This window comes from Emcibacter nanhaiensis, from assembly GCF_006385175.1.
In the GTDB taxonomy this organism is placed as follows: Bacteria; Pseudomonadota; Alphaproteobacteria; order Sphingomonadales; family Emcibacteraceae; genus Emcibacter; species Emcibacter nanhaiensis.
In genome coordinates this window covers 661,478-677,863 of sequence record NZ_VFIY01000005.1, presented here as the reverse complement: position 1 = coordinate 677,863, position 16,386 = coordinate 661,478, and the positions used below count along the sequence as shown (strand labels likewise).

The window sequence follows — 16,386 nt, the reverse complement described above, 5'->3', positions numbered from 1 at the left end:
GTTCTCTCCCGGCTACTGATCAAGCGTATCGGTCACGAGGGCGACGCGGGAATAGCCGGCCGCATTCATCACCCCCATCACCTTCATCACGGTGCCATAGTCCACCGCTTGGTCGCCGTGGACATAGATGCGGTCATCGGTCCGGTTTTCGAAAATCACCTTGAGGCGCGGCACCAGCTCGGAAAGGCGGACTTCCTCGTCCTGAAGATAAATCTTGCCTTCCTTGTCGATGGTGATGGACAGGGGCTTGGTATTTTCCGGCAGCGGCTTGGCCTGGGAGCTGGGCAGGTCGATCGGCACACCGACGGTCAGCAGCGGCGCGGCCACCATGAACACCACCAGAAGCACCAGCATCACATCCACAAAGGGCGTGACGTTAATCTCGCTCATGGCCCGATGGCGGCGGCGAAAACCGCTGCGGTGATGGTGCGGCTGATGGTTCATAGGCCCGGCCATTAATGCTCCTCCTCGTCAAGCTGGCGGGACAGGATGGTGCCGAACTCATCGGCGAAGCTGTCCAGACGGTTGGCATAACGGCCCAGGTCGCTGGAAATCTTGTTGTATCCCACCACCGCCGGGATTGCCGCCACCAGGCCCATGGCCGTGGCGAACAGGGCCTCGGCGATGCCGGGCGCGACCACGGCAAGGGAAGAGTTATGGGACACGGCGATGGACTGGAAACTGTTCATGATGCCCCAGACGGTGCCGAACAGGCCGACGAAGGGCGCTGTGGAACCAACGGTGGCGAGGAAACTGAGATAGCTTTCCAGGCCTTCCATTTCCCGGCTCACGGTCACCCGCATGACCCGGTAGAGCCGGTCCTGGACCCCCATGGCGATTTTGCCGGTGCCGGACACGGAGCGCTGCCATTCCTTCATGGCCGCCACAAACAGCATGGCCATGGGATGGTCGGGATTGCGCCGCACCCGGTCAAACAGGTCCTCGAGGGAATTGCCGGACCAGAATTCCGCATCAAACTGGTCTGCCTGGGCGCTGATGCGGCGAATGCGGCGCACCTTGTCAACAATAATCGCCCAACACCAGACTGAAGACAGCAGCAGGATGATCATGACCGCCTGAACAATCCAGTCCGCCTGGGCGAACATGCCCCATAGGGAGAAATCGGGAATATTGCCGCCCAGTTCCACCGCTTCCACTGCATTCTGTTCCATACTTACGTCCTAACCCCGGAATAAATTAAATATGTTCAATCAGTTTCTTTATCTTTTCCGGCAGGCGTACCGGCCTGCCTGCCTTACCTAATACCCCCGCCTTGATCACGGCGGAAACCAGGAGATCTTCACCCCGGTAAATCTTCTGCCCCATGATGAGGCTGGCGCCTCCGGCCTTTTCGATCACCGTCCTGACCGTCAGCACCTCATCGAGGCGGGCCGGGCTGATATAGTCCACTTCCGCCCGGCGCACCACAAACTGGACATCATCATCCTGTTCAAAGGCCAGCATGCCCATCTGGTCGACCCCAAGGAGCCTGAGCATGTCGGAGCGGCCCCGTTCCAGATATTTCAGGTAATTGGCGTAATAGACGATCCCTCCCGCGTCGGTATCTTCGTAGTAGACCCGGACCGGCAGGATATGGACGCCCTGATCCAGCCTGCCGGCCAGGCTTTCAGAAAGACTATTGTCCAATTGTGGCGAAATTTCAGTCATCGTCCCCTTCATCGTTAATGTCGGGCAGGGTGAACTGGGCCGCACCCGCCGACTTCGGCACATCAAGGCCGATATGGGCAAAGGCCGCCGGTGACAGCATGCGCCCCCGCGGGGTACGCTGCACGAAGCCGATCTGGATCAGGTAAGGCTCGATAATCTCTTCAATGGCGTCGCGCGGTTCGGACAGAGCCGCAGCCAGGGTCTCGATCCCCACCGGCCCGCCGCCGTAATTGACACCGATACAGGTGAGGTAACGGTGGTCCATGGCATCGAGCCCGGCCGCATCCACCTCCATGCGGTTCAAGGCCTGGTCGGCAATCTTTTCATCTACTGCGCCGCTGCCGGCCACCAGGGCAAAGTCACGCACCCGGCGCAGCAGACGCCCGGCGATACGCGGCGTCCCACGCGCCCGCTTGGCCACTTCCAATGCGCCTTTTTTGGTCATTTCCACGCCCAGTACCCGGGCCGCACGGCTGACGATTTTTTCCAGGTCTTCCGGCCCGTAAAATTCCAGCCGGGTGGGAATGCCAAAACGATCCCGGAGCGGCGTGGTCAGCAGCCCGGAGCGGGTGGTCGCCCCGACCAGGGTGAAGGGCGGCAGGTCGATCCGCACCGAGCGGGCCGCCGGCCCCTCGCCGATGATCAGATCGAGATGATAATCTTCCATGGCCGGATAGAGGATTTCCTCCACCGCCGGATTGAGCCGGTGGATTTCATCAATAAACAGGATATCGTTTTCTTCCAGGTTGGTCAGCAGCGCCGCCAGGTCGCCGGCCTTGGAAATCACCGGGCCGGAGGTGGCGCGGAAATTGACCCCGAGCTCCCGGGCCATGATCTGCGCCAGCGTGGTCTTGCCGAGCCCCGGCGGGCCGTAAAACAGCACATGGTCCAGGGCGTCGCCGCGGGTGCGGGCGGCCTGGATGAAGATTTCCAGGTTTTCGCAGGCTTTGCGCTGGCCGATGAATTCCGCCAGCCGGGTCGGCCGGATGGTGCTGTCGAATTCATCTTCGGTGCGGGCAGTGCCGCTCACCAGCCTGCCCTCATCTTCACTCATTGACTCAACTCCTTAAGGCCGAGCCGGATCAGTTTCTTCACATCGGCCTCCTCGCCCAGCTGGCGGGCCACGGTGCTGACCGCCACATAGGCATCCGCCTGTTTATACCCCAGATGGACCAGGGCGGAAACCGCATCCTGGATCTCCCCGGCCGTTTCCGGCGACGACGCAGTTGCCGCCGCCCCATCGCCCTTGGCCCCCAGTTGCACCGGCGCCATGGCGAATTTGGCCACCTTGTCCTTCAGTTCATTGACGATGCGGGTCGCCACTTTGGGTCCCACGCCGCTGGCCCGCGCCACCGTGGTCTTGTCCTGGGCGGCGATGGACTGGGTCAGTTCGTCGGGCCCGGCCACCGACAGGATCGCCAGCGCCACCTTGGCGCCCACGCCCTGCACCGTCTGCAACAGGCGGAACCAGTCCCGCTCCAGCTCGCTGACAAAGCCATAGAGATGGATATGATCTTCACGCACATGGGTGTCGATCATCAGGGACACGGTCTCGCCCATGGTCGAGAGATGGTTGAGGGTGCGCCCGGAACAAAACACCAGATAGCCGACCCCGTTCACATCAATTACACACCAGTCCTCCCCCGTACTGTCCAATAGTCCCCGTAACTTGGCTATCACCTCTGCCGTCTCCCCGGTACAATAATCTGCGCGCCGGGCGGGGCGTTGAGCGCCTCCTCCAGCGGGTTTTTCTTTTTACTCATGGTAGAATGGAGCGAGCGGTGCCCGCCGCCGTTATGGGCATGACAGATGGCCACCGACAGGGCGTCGCCGGCGTCTTCGCCATTGACCTTGACCCCGGGCAGCAGCACACCGATCATGGCATGGACCTGTTCCTTGGCCGCATGGCCCGATCCGACCACCGATTTCTTGATATGGTTGGGGGTATATTCGGCCACCGGAATGCCGGCCATGGCCGGCACCAGCAACACCACGCCCCGGGCCTGGCCCAGTTTCAGGGTCGAGGTCGGATTCTTGTTGACGAAAGTTTCCTCGACAGCCGCGGAATGGGGCTCCCAGTCGGCAATGACTGACGTCAGGCCGTCATAAAGCTGTACCAGACGCTCGGCAAGCGAACAGGAAGCGTCTGAATGCACAATGCCGTTGGCCACATGGATCAGGCGGCTGCCCTCCACCTCTATGATGCCCCAGCCGGTCTTGCGCAATCCGGGATCAAGCCCGATCAGACGTTGCCTTTTGTTCACCCGTTCAGCTTCTCCAGGATTTCATCGGAAATTTCATAGTTGCCATAGACATTCTGCACGTCATCCAGATCGTCCATCACATCCAGCATTTTCATCAGCTTCTGCGCGTCTTCCTCGCTCACCTCGATAGTGTTCTGGGGTTTCCAGATCAGCTTGGAAGATTTCGGTTCGCTGCCCACGGCTTCCTCAAGCGCGGTGCTGACCGTGTTGAGGTCTTCCATGGCACAATAGATTTCATGGGTTTCATCATCGGACGCCACATCCTCGGCGCCGGCTTCAAGAGCCGCTTCGAACATGCTGTCCGCATCCATGACGGAAGAGTCAAAAATAATCTCGCCGACCTTGTCGAACTGGTAGGAGACGCTGCCGCTTTCGCCCATGTTGCCGCCGTTCTTGGCGAAGGCGGTGCGGATTTCGCTGGCCGCGCGGTTGCGGTTGTCGGTCAGCGCTTCAACGATAATGGCGATGCCGCCCGGGCCGAAGCCTTCGTAACGGATCTCCTCGTAATCATCGCCCTCACCGCCCTGGGATTTGTTAATGGCGCGCTGGATATTGTCCTTCGGCATACTGTTGGACTGGGCGTTTTTCACCGCCAGCCGCAGGCGCGGGTTGGAATCGATATCGACCCCGCCCATCTTGGCGGCGACAGTGATTTCCTTGCTCAGCTTGCTGAACAGGGAGGAACGTTTTTTGTCCTGCGCACCCTTGCGGTGCATGATATTTTTGAACTTGGAATGACCTGCCATGAGTCCACTTCTTTCTTACGTCTACTGGTCTTCTTCAGTGGGGCAGCGCGGCATGGAAACCGGCCGCCGGAAATTAGGTTTTCCCCCTTGTACTTCACCGAGTCTCTTTTGTGAACAGGGAAATGCAGAAATCCTGGATATGCCAGAACCTTGTGATGGTCCCTGCCTGCCTCGCACGCCATTCATTTTTGATATTCCCCCTTCCGTTTCATGCCCTTGCGTTCTTCCCATACGGGCTCTAGAGTTCGGAGATGGAAAAACACACTCTCGACTTCTGGTATGAATTCGCCTCCACCTACAGCTATCTGGCGGCGGAGCGTATCGAACCCCTGGCCCGGAAAAAGGGCGTCACTGTCAACTGGCGGCCGTTCCTGCTTGGCCCCATTTTCCATGCGCAGGGCTGGAACAGTTCCCCGTTCAAGATTTACAAGGTTAAGGGTGATTACATGTGGCGGGATATGGAGCGCCTGGCCGAACGCTACGGCCTGCCGTTCCGCATTCCCGTGGCCAATGAACTGCCCCAGCATAGTGTGCTTGCCGCCCGTGTGGCGCTCTGCCTGCCGGACGACGGGCCGCGAGCCGATTTCAGCCGCCGGGTTTACCGGGCGGAATGGACCGCCGACAAATGCATTTCCGATCCGGAGGTGATTACCGCTATCCTTGAAGAGATGGGGCTTGAAGCTCCGGCGCTTCTTGACCGGGCCACAACCCCGGACATCAAACAGGCCCTGAAGGACAATATGGACGAAGCCATCGCAAAAGGCGTCTTTGGCGCCCCCAGCTTCACGACCCCGGACGGGGAACTGTTCTGGGGCGACGACCGGCTGGAGCAGGCGCTGGAGTGGGTGGCGAACCATTAAAAAAGGCGGCCTTTCAGCCGCCTTCCATTAAGTCAGGCCGCTGTGACCAGCCCGTTCCTCACGTCGAGCATGGCAAGGCAGGCCTCGGCCACTTCCCGGCCCTTGATCACGAAATGATCACGGAAGAACTGACGATGCTCCTCCGTTTCATGAAAGTTATGGGGGGTGAGAACTGCCGACAAGACGGGTACGCCGCTGTCCAGCTGAACCCGCATCAGACCGTCAATGACCGCCGCCGCGACAAAGTCATGGCGGTAGATGCCGCCGTTGACCACGAAGGCCGAGGCAATCACCGCGTCATACGCGCCGCTCTCGGCCAGATCCTGGGCCAACAGAGGAATTTCGAAGGCGCCGGGCACTTCGAAAATCTCCAGATCAACCGCCTGACCGGCATGTTCACCGAAAAATGCGGCGCAGCTGTCATGGCAACGGTCGACAATATCGGCATGCCAGCGGGCCTTGATGAAGGCAACCTTTCGCGTTGCCGGGGTATTGGGGGATAATTTATCCATGGTTTGCTCCTTTTCAATTCAAGAAAACAGAACCAAGGCGTACGAAAATAGGAACGGGCGCAGACACGCACCGTTTTCTGCTTTCGCTCTCTTCCATCCGGACTATGACCGTCGGCTTCGGAGTTTCACCGAATCTGCTTGACCCATCTGCGATAAACCACAGGCAGATGGCGCTCGCGGGCTTGAGGCCTGAGCCCCTCACCGCCGGTGGGGAATTCCACCCCGCCCTGAGAACTCGCTCCGCACCATGCGGAGCTGGCTTCAGGCTAGCAAAAGCAACCGGGAATGTCGATATTACAAATCTGGCCTAAAGCTCAGGCATGCTCTCATGCAATCTCGCGCCAAGGCGCAGGGGCTCGATCCGTTTGGCGAGGCCGGTGCGATCGTCAGTCTCCACAAACACGCCGCACAGGGTGCCTTCGCCCATGGCCGGCGTGAAGCGGCCGGCGACCATCTTGCGGGTAAAGCGCTGCAGCGGCTCTTCCTTGTCCATGCCGATTACCGAATTATAATCGCCGCACATGCCGGCATCGGTCTGATAGGCGGTGCCGCCCTCGAGAATCTGGGCGTCGGCAGTGGGCACGTGACTGTGCGAACCAACCACAAAGGAGACCCGGCCGTCACAGAAGTGGCCCATGGCCATTTTTTCCGAGGTGGCCTCGCAGTGGATATCGACCAGGATGAAGCTGACGGTGTGGCCGAGCCGGTGCTTGCTGAGTTCCGCCTCGACACAGGCAAAAGGGTCGTCCAGCGGGTCCATGAAAATGCGGCCCATGGCGTTGATCACCAGCGCCGTGCGCCCGCGGGAGACCTCGTACAGTCCGGCGCCGATGCCGGGCGTACCCTTGGGGAAATTGATGGGGCGGATCAGGCGTTTTTCCTGGCTGATGAACTGGGCGGTTTCTTTCTGGTCCCAGACATGGTTGCCGGTGGTGATGGCGTCGACACCGATCTCCAGCAGCTGGTCGCAGATCTTGCGGGTGATGCCGAAACCGGAGGCGGCATTCTCGCCATTGACCACCACCAGGTCCAGTTTCAGCTGCTCGCGCAGTTCGGGCACCTTTTCCAGCACCAGCGTGCGGCCGGAGCGGCCGACAATATCACCCAGGTATAAAACTCTCACAAATCGCCTTTCCGTCCGTCAGTCGTCGAACCGGTAAATCTTCTCTTCGGTAATAATCATGTCCAGCGGCTGGTCATGCACATCGGCAAAAACATCATCCCGCCTCTGCCCCTCGAAGGCAAGGCCGATGGTCAGCAATTCCTCGTTCTGGCTCCGGTAGGCATGCAGGGTGCGGTCGTAAAAACCGCCGCCATAGCCGAGCCGGTGCCCGTCCCCGTCAAAGGCCAGCAGCGGCACCAGCATCACGTCCGGCATGACTTCGTGGCAGCGATGATCCGGCTGTCTGGTGCCATGGCCGCCGTCCTCCAGCGGATGCACCATATCCCATTCGCGGAACTTGAGCGCATGGTCCCTGGCCACAATCACCGGCAGGGCGACGCGAAAATGGGCCGCATGCAACGCGCTGAGGCTGACCAGGCAATCCAGCTCGCTGCCCAGCGTGTGATAGCCGGCGACAATATCCGCCTCCTCCAGTTCCGGCAGCAGCAGCAGTTGCGAGGCCACACGGCGGGCGGCGTCCTCGCCGCACTGTTCCTTGAGCTCGAGCCGGTGGGCGGCAAGTTCGGTACGCAGCTGTTTCTTTGTCGTCATTCTCGGACCAGTATCCTGATTATCGGTAAATTAAAGAGCGCGGGACCATCGCTGCCGTGATTTTATGTTTAATCCTCCGGAACCTGATAGACAGGTGGGCGCCGTATAAAGAGACCACGGTCTCCACAGGGACAGCTCCCCGGATGAAAATTATAGCCCCAGGGAATAAAGAAAACCACGCACAGGGCAGTAACCCGCGCAGACCCTATATGTAGGGAGGATCACCCCAAAGAGCAATGGGGGAAATGAAAGAAGCGCCGGAATCGATCTGTCCCGGCGCTTCCTGTATAATTATCCCGAAAAAGTTACCCGGCGCGGATTTCCGCGAGAAACTCGTCCACCAGTCCCTGCAGCGTGGCCGCCTCCTTGGACAAATGGTCCGACGCCGTCAGAACATCGGACGCCGCATGTTCCGTTTCCTGGGCAAGATTGCTCACATCGGTCACATTGCGGCCGGCGGTTTCGGTGCCGTTGGCGGCTTCCAGCGAATTGCTGCTGATTTCCTGCATGGCGGCGGTCTGCTCGTTCATGCTGGCCGAAATGGCGGCGAAAATTTCATTCAGTTCCTTGATGGTCAGGGATATCTCCTCGACCGCGGCAACGGACCCGCTGGTTGACTCCTGCATTTCGCTGATATTGCGCCGGATATCCTCGGTGGCGGCGGCCGTCTGGCTGGCCAGGTTCTTCACTTCCGAGGCGACCACAGCGAAGCCCTTGCCGGCCTCACCGGCGCGGGCGGCCTCGATGGTGGCGTTCAGCGCCAGAAGGTTGGTCTGCTCGGCAATATCCTGGATCAGCTGGATGATGTTGTTGATCCGGTCGGAACTGTCCGCCATGTGATTCACACGTTCCGTGGCGTTACCTACCAGGCCCATCGCATTCTCAGAGGATCGGCTGGCATTGCCGAGCCGCTGGGCAATTTCCTTGATCGAGGCGGACATTTCCTCGGCCGCCCCGGCCACCAGCTGAACATTCTGCCCGGCGTCGGTGGTCGCCTTGCTGGCGGAAAGGGACACCCGGTTCATATTGTTGGCGGATGAACTCATGGATTCGGAGGTGGCATTGAGCTCCGCTGCGGCACTGGCAACAGTCTCGAGCACCTTGCCGACGCGCTCCTCAAAGCGTTCAGCCATCTGCAGGCGATCGGCCTGGCGACGAGCCGCAGCTTCTTCCTTCTGCTTCTGCTCTTCTTCCATCCGTTGCTGTTCGGCGGCGAGTTTTTCTTCCTGCTGGCGGCGTTTCGCTTCCTCTTGCTCGACACGGGCCTTCTCGGCCTGCCGTTCCAGCTCCACCCGCTCGATGGCGTTGGCTCGGAACACTTCGACCGCCCGGGCCATATCACCCACCTCGTCCTGGCGTGAACCGCCCTGAACGTCCACCGCGAGGTCACCGTCCGCCAGGCGGATCATGGTATCGGACAGGACATTCAAGCCGCCGGTGACATTGCGGGCCACCACCACCGAGACGATCCCGGCGACCAGCAGGCCCAGCCCGGCCACCGCCAGGGTAATGAACAGGGTGTCATTAAAGGCATCCTGAACATCGTCCAGATAGAGGCCGCTGCCAATGATCCAGCCCCATTCCTTAAAGCCCTGAACATAAGAAATTTTCGCGACCGGCTCGTCAAATCCGGGCTTCGGCCACATGTAGGCGACAAAGCCTTTGGAATCGCGTTTGACGACCTCGACCATTTCGTTAAAGAGATAGACACCTTCAGGATCCTTGAAGCCCGAAATGTCCTTGCCGTCGAGGGCCGGCTTGGTGGGATGCATGACCATATTGGGATGCATATCATTGATCCAGAGATATTCCACACCATCATAGCGCATGTTTTTAACCGCCAGCATGGCGGCCGCCTGGGCTTCTTCCCGGGACATGGCGCCTTCCGCTTCCAGTTTCTGGAACCGGTCAAGAATACTGTAGCCCAGCTCCACAACACCGCGCACCTTGTCCTTTCGGTCCGTCATCATGACGGTCTTGGACGTGGAGAGGAAAAAGATGGTCAGCCCGACCAGGACAAGGGTAAAAATAACAACCGGCAACCAGATCTTTGGCCCGACTTTCAAGCGATTTATCATTTAGGCAACTCCTAGCGCCACGAATAAAGGGGGCAGGAAACAAATGTTCCTTCCCCCACAATAAAATTAGAATCCACTAATTTTATTTATTAGCCATTCGTTAATTTATCGTATACAACAGCACGAATGTACCGGCAGAATTGCACAAAGGCGCGAACCCGGGATTCTTCCGTCCCGGATATTACGCAAGAAGGGTACCAAAAAAGGGAAAAGCGGGAATGGAAGGCCGTCTTCGGGAGCGACCTAAACCCCTTCCAGGGTACGGGCGAGGTGTTCGACTTTCTTGACCGCCTGGGCCAGGGTTTTCTCGTAGATAGCCGGGCTGTCAAGATCAAGAGCGCCGTTCTTCACATCATCCAGTTCGTCGGCCAGCAGGATCGCCGTCATCAACAGCAGTCGGTTGTCGGTGATGGCACCCATCTGCGACTTGAGCTGATCGGCCTTGGCGTCGACAAAGTCCGCCAGGTTGCGCAGCCGGTCTTCCTCGCCGTCGCGACAGGCCAGGTGATATTGCTTGTTGTTGAAGGTGACAATGATCTCGGCCATGAAGTGCTCCCGCCCGCAAAATTGATATCCGGATGATTCCGGGGGTGATTCTAGTGAATGGTTTCCGCCTCGATCAGGCGATCAAGCTGCCGCAAGGTGTCGTCCAGCTCCCGGTCGGCCGATTCGGCCCGTTCCTGAAGTTCCTGATGCTCCATTTCGAGAATTTCATACTGCTGTTTGAGCTTGGTGACCGCGTCCCTGAGCTGGCGGTTTTCGGCTTCCAGGCGGTTCATCCGGTCCTCGGCTTCTGCGCCCGATTCCCCGCCATCCCGCTTGCCTTTGGCCCGGACATCAAGGGCGGCGCGCTCCAGACGGGTCAGCGCCTCATCCAGTTCTATCCTCAGTTTATCCGCGTTTGAATTGTCTTCCTTGAACGGCATTTCCATTACCCCTTTACGACCGTTTCCAGCCGCCAAAATTATATTTGCAAGCCTAGACTCATTTCCACGTGAAAATCCACTTAAAACGATTTTCAGGGCATTTTTTCCGCAAAACGACCCCGAAATCATCAAAAAAGGCAAAATTAACCGTAAGATTCCGCAAATCGGTGCAGAAGAATGTTGACGGGGGAGCCGCTTTTGTCCATTGTGCCCGCGATCCAAGACAGAGTACTCGAATTCTTTGACATTATAGTAGACCGGCAAGAGGAATATGACTGTAACACACGGCGATATGGCCAACACGATCCGTGCCCTCAGCATGGATGCCGTACAGGCTGCAAATTCAGGTCACCCGGGTATGCCCATGGGCATGGCAGATGTGGCTACCGTACTTTTCACGAAACACCTGAAATATGATCCGAAATGGCCCGAATGGCCGAACCGCGACCGCTTTGTCCTGTCGGCCGGTCACGGCTCCATGCTGCTCTATTCCCTGCTGTATCTGACCGGCTATGAAAACCCGACCCTGGAAGAAATCAAAAACTTCCGCCAGCTGCACAGCCCGTGCGCCGGACATCCGGAATATATCGAGCTGGCCGGCGTGGAAATGACCACCGGTCCGCTGGGCCAGGGCCTGGCCACCGCCGTCGGCATGGCGCTGGCGGAACGGCTGAGCAACGCCCGCTGCGGTGACGTCATTGATCACCATACCTATGTGCTGGCCGGCGACGGCTGCCTGATGGAGGGGATCAGCCACGAAGCCGTCTCCATGGCCGGCCACCTTGGCCTCAACAAGCTGATCGTGCTGTGGGACGACAACAGCATCAGCATTGACGGCAACACCGACATCACCACCAGCGACGACCAGGTTGCCCGCTTCCAGGCCCACAACTGGCACACCATCGCCATCGACGGCCATAATCCGGATGAAATTTCCGCCGCCATCGAGGAAGCCCAGCAGGCCGACAAGCCGACCCTGATCGCCTGCCGCACCACCATCGGCTACGGCGCCCCCAACAAGCAGGGCACGGCCGCAACCCACGGCGCGCCGCTGGGGGATGAAGAAGTGGCCGCCGCCCGCGATTTCCTCGGCTGGCCCTATGCGCCGTTCGAAGTGCCGGACGAGATCATGAGCGCCTGGCGCGACGCCGGCACGCGCAGCCAACAGGCCGCCAGCGACTGGAAAACCGCCTGGGACGGGCTTGATAGTGACATCCGCGCCGACTTCGAGCGTCGCCTGAACAAGGAGCTTCCGGCCGGCCTCACCGACGCCATCAACGCCTATAAAAAGCAGCTCGCGGCCGAGCCCAAGAAAGTGGCGACCCGCAAGGCGTCGGAAATGGCGCTCGGCGTGATCAACCCGATCATGAGGGAAACCATCGGCGGCTCAGCCGACCTGACCGGCTCCAACAACACCAAGACCGCCGACATGACCCCGGTGACCCGTGACGACTTCTCCGGGCGCTACATGTATTATGGCGTGCGTGAATTCGGCATGGCCGCAGCCATGAACGGTCTGGCGCTGCACGGCGAATATATGCCCTACGGCGGCACTTTCCTGGTGTTTACCGATTACTGCCGCCCGGCGATCCGCCTTTCCGCCCTGATGAAGCAGCGCGTGGTTTACGTGATGACCCACGACAGCATCGGCCTTGGCGAAGACGGTCCGACCCACCAGCCGATCGAGCATGTGGCATCCTTGCGCGCCATGCCCAATGTGGCGGTCTACCGCCCGGCTGACGTGGTGGAAACTGCTGAATGCTGGCTCGCTGCCCTCGAGGACAAGGAACGCCCGAGCGTGCTGGTGCTGAGCCGCCAGAACCTGGAGCAGGTTCGCCTCACGCATACCGATGACAATCTGGCTGCCAAAGGCGGCTATGTGCTGAGGGACGCCGACGGCAAAGCCACGGCAACCCTGATGGCCACCGGTTCCGAAGTGGAGCTGGCGCTCAAGGCCCGCGAAGAGCTGCAGGCCGCCGGCATTCCCACCCGCGTCGTATCCCTGCCCTCATGGGAGCGTTTTGACGAGCAGGACGACGCTTACAAGGCCGAGGTTCTCGGCACCACCGCCGTTAACGTAGCCATCGAAGCCGGCAGCACCCAGGGTTGGGAACGCTATGTCGGCCGCGACGGCATCGTCATCGGCATCGACCGGTTCGGCGCTTCCGCCCCGGCCGGTGAACTGTTTAATTATTTCGGGCTGACGGTGGACAACATCGTCAATGCTGTCAAAAGCAAGGTTTAACTGTCTAACTCAACGGAGATTACACTTATGACAACTCGTGTAGCAATCAACGGTTTCGGTCGTATCGGCCGTCTTGCCCTGCGGGCCATTTACGAATCCGGTCGTACCGACATCGAAGTGGTCGGCATCAACGATCTTGGTCCGGTGGATATGAACGCCTACCTGCTGAAACGTGACTCCGTGCACGGTCCTTTCCCGCATGATGTGAACGTCAACGACGACGTCATCAACCTGGGCCGCAACGACATCAAGGTGACTGCAGAGCGTAACCCGGCCGACCTGCCGTGGGGCGACCTGGGCGTGGACATTGTTTACGAGTGTACCGGTATCTTCACCCACCGCGACAAAGCCAAGGCGCACCTCGACGCCGGCGCCAAGAAAGTGCTGATCTCCGCCCCGGGCACCGAAGTTGACCTGACCACCGTGTATGGCGTGAACCACGACAAGCTGGAAGCCGGCCACACCATCGTGTCCAACGCCTCCTGCACCACCAACTGCCTGGCCCCGGTGGCCCAGGTCCTGAACGACCTGGTTGGTATCGAAAAAGGCTACATGACCACCGTGCATGCCTACACCGGCGACCAGCCGGTGCTCGACACCCTGCACTCCGACCCGCGCCGCGCCCGCGCCGCCGGCCTGAGCATGATCCCGACGTCCACCGGTGCCGCCAAGGCTGTTGGCCTGGTTCTGCCGGAACTGGCCGGCAAGCTGGACGGTTCCGCCGTTCGCGTACCGACACCGAACGTGTCCATGATCGACCTGAAATTCGTGGCCAAGAAATCCACCACCGCCGATGAAATCAACGCCGCCATCCAGGAAGCCGCCAACGGCCGCCTGAAAGGTGTTCTGGCCTATATCGACGAGCCGAGCGTCTCCATCGACTATAACCACGATGCCCACAGCTCAAGCTTTGACTCAAGCCAGACCAAAGTCATGGACGGCACCCTGGTGCGGGTGCTGAGCTGGTACGACAACGAGTGGGGTTTCTCCAACCGTATGTCCGACACTGCCAACGTCATGGCGTCCCTCTAACCCAACCGGGGGAGCCTGATGGCTGCATTCAAGAACATCGAAAGCCTGGGCGCGCTTGACGGCAAGCGCGTCCTGGTTCGTGCCGACCTCAACGTCCCGATGAAAGACGGCGAGGTCACCGACGACACCCGCATCCGCTCCGTGACACCGACCATCCAGGCGCTGGCAGAAAAAGGCGCCCGGGTCATCGTCATGTCCCACTTCGGCCGTCCCAAGGGCCAGGTGGTGCCGGACATGAGCCTGGAAGTGCTGGGCCAGCCGCTGGCCAATATCACCAAGCTGCCGGTCGCCTTCATCAATGAATGCATCGGCGACGATGTGGTGGAAACCATCGACGCCATGGAAAACGGCTCCGTGCTGCTGCTGGAAAATGTCCGTTTCCACGCCGGCGAGGAAAAGAACGACCCCGAGTTCGCCAGGGCGCTGGCCGCCAACGGCGACGCCTATGTCAATGACGCCTTTTCCTGCTGCCACCGCGCCCATGCCTCCACCGAAGGCGTGGCCCACCTGCTGCCCAGTGCCGCGGGCCTGGCGCTGGAAGCGGAACTGGTGGCGCTCGAGAACGCGCTCGGCAACCCGCAGCGTCCGGTTGCGGCCGTGGTCGGCGGGGCGAAAGTCTCGACCAAGCTCGACGTGCTGACCAACCTGGTGGCCAAGGTGGATCACCTGATCATCGGCGGCGGCATGGCCAATACCTTCCTTGCCGCCCAGGGCGTCGATGTGGGCAAGTCACTGTGCGAGCATGACCTGGCCGACACCGCCCGGGATATCCTGTCCCGCGCCGAGGCCGCCGGCTGCAAGATGCACCTGCCGACCGACGTGGTGGTGGCCAGGGAGTTTGCCGCCAATGCCGAGAACCGCACCTGCGGGCTGGACGACGTGCAGGGTGACGAAATGATCCTGGATGTGGGCGCAGACTCCGTGGCGGCGCTTTCCGCCGCCCTCAAAGAGTGCAAGACCCTGATCTGGAACGGCCCCATGGGCGCCTTCGAGATCGAGCCGTTCGATAAAGCCACCGTGGCCCTGGCCCGGGCGGCCGCCGAACTGACCGAAGCCGGCAGCCTGCTCAGCGTGGCCGGCGGCGGCGACACGGTCGCGGCGCTCAACCATGCGGGTGTGGCTGACAAGTTCACCCATATTTCCACTGCCGGCGGCGCTTTCCTGGAATGGATGGAAGGCAAGGAGCTGCCGGGAGTGAAAGTTCTCGAAGTATAGCTTTTGTTAAGGTCCCGGACTTATAAGGTCCGGGATTTTCATTATAAAACAGTATCGTATGAAAAATACACAGCCAGAATTAAAGATAGAGATAACGAGGTAAATGACATGAGAATGACACGCAAGGTAAAGCAGATCCTGTCTTACTATGAAAGCGACAATCCCGGCACCAAAGCCAACCTGGCCCGCATCCTGATGAACGGCAAGCTCGGCGGCACCGGCAAAATGATCATCCTGCCGGTTGACCAGGGCTTCGAACACGGCCCGGCCCGCAGTTTCGCGCCTAACGCCCCGGCCTACGATCCGCATTACCATTACCAGCTGGCCATCGACGCCGGCCTCAATGCCTATGCCTCTACCCTCGGCATGCTGGAAGCCGGCGCCGACACCTTTGCCGGCCAGATCCCGACCATCCTTAAAATCAACAGCTCCAACAGCTGGGCCATGACCAAGGACCAGTCCGTGAACGCTTCCGTCAATGACGCCCTGCGTCTCGGTTGTTCCGCTGTCGGTTTCACCATGTACCCGGGCTCCGAGTTCGCGCTCGAGCTGATGGAAGAATTCCGCGAAATCGCCGAAGAAGCCAAGGCTGCCGGCCTGGCCGTGGTGCTGTGGTCCTATCCGCGCGGCGGCAAACTGACTTCCGCCGGCGAGACCGCCATGGACGTGGGCGCCTATGCCGCTCACCTGGCCGCCGAACTGGGCGCCCATATCATCAAGGTGAAACTGCCCTCCGATCACCTGGAGCAGCCGGAAGCCGAGAAGGCCTTTAAAGAAGCCAACATCGACATTTCCACCCAGGCCGCGCGCGTGAAAGAGGTCATGCGTTCCGCTTTCAACGGCCGCCGCATTGTGGTATTCTCCGGCGGCGCCAAGAAAGGCGCCAGCAGCGTCTATGATGACGCCCGTGCCATCCGCGACGGCGGCGGCAACGGTTCCATCATCGGCCGCAACACCTTCCAGCGTCCGCGCGAGGAAGCGATCGACATGCTGAACAAGATTATCGCAATCTACAAAGGCCAGGAATAAGACCTGCTGGGAGACCCAAGCACAATAAAAGACCAGGCTTATTTCTGAACACCCCGTCTTCGGGGGTAGATGTCTGAGGGACGACCGGGCTCGCGCA

18 protein-coding genes, 1 other RNA gene and 1 riboswitch are annotated in these 16,386 nt (G+C 60.0%); of the genes, 5 read left to right on the top strand and 14 right to left on the bottom strand.

Annotated elements, in window-relative coordinates; translation table 11 throughout:
- Positions 1-12: 12 nt before the first annotated feature.
- Genes tolR through FIV46_RS07140 form a run of 7 tightly spaced genes read right to left on the bottom strand, consistent with a single transcriptional unit; the run spans position 13 to position 4,678 of the window.
- Positions 13-456, bottom strand: coding sequence for a protein TolR (gene tolR, locus FIV46_RS07170; protein ID WP_246056881.1), 444 nt, complete (start codon positions 454-456; stop codon positions 13-15).
- Entirely contained in the window at positions 456-1,172 is a 717-nt protein-coding gene (gene tolQ / locus FIV46_RS07165; RefSeq protein ID WP_139939881.1) for a protein TolQ, read from the bottom strand. Before tolQ ends, tolR begins: the two co-directional genes overlap by 1 nt.
- 25 nt (positions 1,173-1,197) lie before the next feature.
- Positions 1,198-1,668, bottom strand: coding sequence for a tol-pal system-associated acyl-CoA thioesterase (gene ybgC, locus FIV46_RS07160; protein ID WP_139939880.1), 471 nt, complete (start codon positions 1,666-1,668; stop codon positions 1,198-1,200).
- Positions 1,661-2,722 carry a Holliday junction branch migration DNA helicase RuvB gene (ruvB, locus tag FIV46_RS07155; RefSeq protein WP_139939878.1) on the bottom strand — a complete coding sequence of 354 codons (1,062 nt, stop codon included), beginning with the start codon at positions 2,720-2,722 and terminating at the stop codon, positions 1,661-1,663. The genes ybgC and ruvB overlap by 8 nt, the downstream gene beginning before the upstream one ends.
- Complete coding sequence (ruvA, locus tag FIV46_RS07150; RefSeq protein WP_139939876.1) at positions 2,719-3,348, bottom strand: Holliday junction branch migration protein RuvA; 630 nt, start codon at positions 3,346-3,348, stop codon at positions 2,719-2,721. Before ruvA ends, ruvB begins: the two co-directional genes overlap by 4 nt.
- A complete protein-coding gene (ruvC, locus tag FIV46_RS07145) occupies positions 3,345-3,932 on the bottom strand; it encodes a crossover junction endodeoxyribonuclease RuvC (protein ID WP_219845953.1) in 588 nt (195 codons plus the stop codon). Before ruvC ends, ruvA begins: the two co-directional genes overlap by 4 nt.
- A complete protein-coding gene (locus tag FIV46_RS07140) occupies positions 3,929-4,678 on the bottom strand; it encodes a YebC/PmpR family DNA-binding transcriptional regulator (RefSeq protein ID WP_139939875.1) in 750 nt (249 codons plus the stop codon). Before FIV46_RS07140 ends, ruvC begins: the two co-directional genes overlap by 4 nt.
- Positions 4,679-4,929: 251 nt before the next feature.
- On the opposite strand from FIV46_RS07140, the gene FIV46_RS07135 reads away from it, so the two are divergent.
- Positions 4,930-5,538: a 2-hydroxychromene-2-carboxylate isomerase gene (locus tag FIV46_RS07135; RefSeq protein ID WP_139939873.1), complete on the top strand. Its 609-nt coding sequence runs from the start codon at positions 4,930-4,932 to the stop codon at positions 5,536-5,538.
- A gap of 32 nt (positions 5,539-5,570) precedes the next feature.
- On the opposite strand, the gene FIV46_RS07130 is transcribed toward FIV46_RS07135, so the two are convergent.
- The 7 genes from FIV46_RS07130 to FIV46_RS07100 all read right to left on the bottom strand — a co-directional run bounded on the left by FIV46_RS07130 (position 5,571) and on the right by FIV46_RS07100 (position 10,768).
- Positions 5,571-6,050: a 6,7-dimethyl-8-ribityllumazine synthase gene (locus FIV46_RS07130; protein WP_139939871.1), complete on the bottom strand. Its 480-nt coding sequence runs from the start codon at positions 6,048-6,050 to the stop codon at positions 5,571-5,573.
- Between the two features lie 81 nt (positions 6,051-6,131).
- Positions 6,132-6,289: riboswitch (FMN riboswitch) on the bottom strand.
- 68 nt (positions 6,290-6,357) lie between these two features.
- Positions 6,358-7,173, bottom strand: a complete 816-nt coding sequence (locus tag FIV46_RS07125; RefSeq protein ID WP_139939869.1) for a TIGR00282 family metallophosphoesterase — start codon at positions 7,171-7,173, stop codon at positions 6,358-6,360.
- Positions 7,174-7,191: 18 nt separating this feature from the next.
- Entirely contained in the window at positions 7,192-7,764 is a 573-nt protein-coding gene (locus tag FIV46_RS07120) for a 5-formyltetrahydrofolate cyclo-ligase (protein WP_139939867.1), read from the bottom strand.
- A 38-nt stretch (positions 7,765-7,802) separates the two neighbouring features.
- A non-coding RNA gene (gene ssrS, locus FIV46_RS07115) (6S RNA) lies at positions 7,803-7,960 on the bottom strand.
- A 109-nt stretch (positions 7,961-8,069) separates the two neighbouring features.
- Positions 8,070-9,842, bottom strand: a complete 1,773-nt coding sequence (locus tag FIV46_RS07110; RefSeq protein WP_139939865.1) for a methyl-accepting chemotaxis protein — start codon at positions 9,840-9,842, stop codon at positions 8,070-8,072.
- A gap of 243 nt (positions 9,843-10,085) precedes the next feature.
- Positions 10,086-10,388 (bottom strand): cell division protein ZapA, encoded by a 303-nt coding sequence (locus tag FIV46_RS07105; protein WP_139939863.1) that lies wholly within the window; start codon positions 10,386-10,388, stop codon positions 10,086-10,088.
- Between the two features lie 50 nt (positions 10,389-10,438).
- Positions 10,439-10,768, bottom strand: coding sequence for a hypothetical protein (locus tag FIV46_RS07100; RefSeq protein ID WP_139939861.1), 330 nt, complete (start codon positions 10,766-10,768; stop codon positions 10,439-10,441).
- Positions 10,769-11,039: 271 nt separating this feature from the next.
- Between FIV46_RS07100 and tkt the strand changes: the two genes are divergently transcribed.
- From tkt to FIV46_RS07080, 4 genes are all read left to right on the top strand, one after another.
- Positions 11,040-13,013 (top strand): transketolase, encoded by a 1,974-nt coding sequence (gene tkt / locus FIV46_RS07095; RefSeq protein WP_139939859.1) that lies wholly within the window; start codon positions 11,040-11,042, stop codon positions 13,011-13,013.
- A gap of 27 nt (positions 13,014-13,040) precedes the next feature.
- A complete protein-coding gene (gap, locus tag FIV46_RS07090; protein ID WP_139939857.1) occupies positions 13,041-14,045 on the top strand; it encodes a type I glyceraldehyde-3-phosphate dehydrogenase in 1,005 nt (334 codons plus the stop codon).
- An 18-nt stretch (positions 14,046-14,063) separates the two neighbouring features.
- The gene (locus FIV46_RS07085; protein ID WP_139939855.1) at positions 14,064-15,260 is read left to right on the top strand and encodes a phosphoglycerate kinase; all 1,197 of its coding nucleotides are present in this window, start codon (positions 14,064-14,066) and stop codon (positions 15,258-15,260) included.
- A 108-nt stretch (positions 15,261-15,368) separates the two neighbouring features.
- Positions 15,369-16,289 carry a class I fructose-bisphosphate aldolase gene (locus FIV46_RS07080; RefSeq protein WP_139939853.1) on the top strand — a complete coding sequence of 307 codons (921 nt, stop codon included), beginning with the start codon at positions 15,369-15,371 and terminating at the stop codon, positions 16,287-16,289.
- The last annotated feature ends 97 nt before the right edge of the window (positions 16,290-16,386 follow it).

Coding starts and splice junctions, on each gene's coding strand:
- tolR (WP_246056881.1), bottom strand. CDS start 456: ATGGCCGGGCCTATGAACCATCAGCCGCACCATCACCGCAGCGGTTTT.
- tolQ (WP_139939881.1), bottom strand. CDS start 1,172: ATGGAACAGAATGCAGTGGAAGCGGTGGAACTGGGCGGCAATATTCCC.
- ybgC (WP_139939880.1), bottom strand. CDS start 1,668: ATGACTGAAATTTCGCCACAATTGGACAATAGTCTTTCTGAAAGCCTG.
- ruvB (WP_139939878.1), bottom strand. CDS start 2,722: ATGAGTGAAGATGAGGGCAGGCTGGTGAGCGGCACTGCCCGCACCGAA.
- FIV46_RS07140 (WP_139939875.1), bottom strand. CDS start 4,678: ATGGCAGGTCATTCCAAGTTCAAAAATATCATGCACCGCAAGGGTGCG.
- FIV46_RS07135 (WP_139939873.1), top strand. CDS start 4,930: ATGGAAAAACACACTCTCGACTTCTGGTATGAATTCGCCTCCACCTAC.
- FIV46_RS07130 (WP_139939871.1), bottom strand. CDS start 6,050: ATGGATAAATTATCCCCCAATACCCCGGCAACGCGAAAGGTTGCCTTC.
- FIV46_RS07120 (WP_139939867.1), bottom strand. CDS start 7,764: ATGACGACAAAGAAACAGCTGCGTACCGAACTTGCCGCCCACCGGCTC.
- FIV46_RS07110 (WP_139939865.1), bottom strand. CDS start 9,842: ATGATAAATCGCTTGAAAGTCGGGCCAAAGATCTGGTTGCCGGTTGTT.
- FIV46_RS07105 (WP_139939863.1), bottom strand. CDS start 10,388: ATGGCCGAGATCATTGTCACCTTCAACAACAAGCAATATCACCTGGCC.
- FIV46_RS07100 (WP_139939861.1), bottom strand. CDS start 10,768: ATGCCGTTCAAGGAAGACAATTCAAACGCGGATAAACTGAGGATAGAA.
- tkt (WP_139939859.1), top strand. CDS start 11,040: ATGACTGTAACACACGGCGATATGGCCAACACGATCCGTGCCCTCAGC.
- gap (WP_139939857.1), top strand. CDS start 13,041: ATGACAACTCGTGTAGCAATCAACGGTTTCGGTCGTATCGGCCGTCTT.
- FIV46_RS07085 (WP_139939855.1), top strand. CDS start 14,064: ATGGCTGCATTCAAGAACATCGAAAGCCTGGGCGCGCTTGACGGCAAG.
- FIV46_RS07080 (WP_139939853.1), top strand. CDS start 15,369: ATGAGAATGACACGCAAGGTAAAGCAGATCCTGTCTTACTATGAAAGC.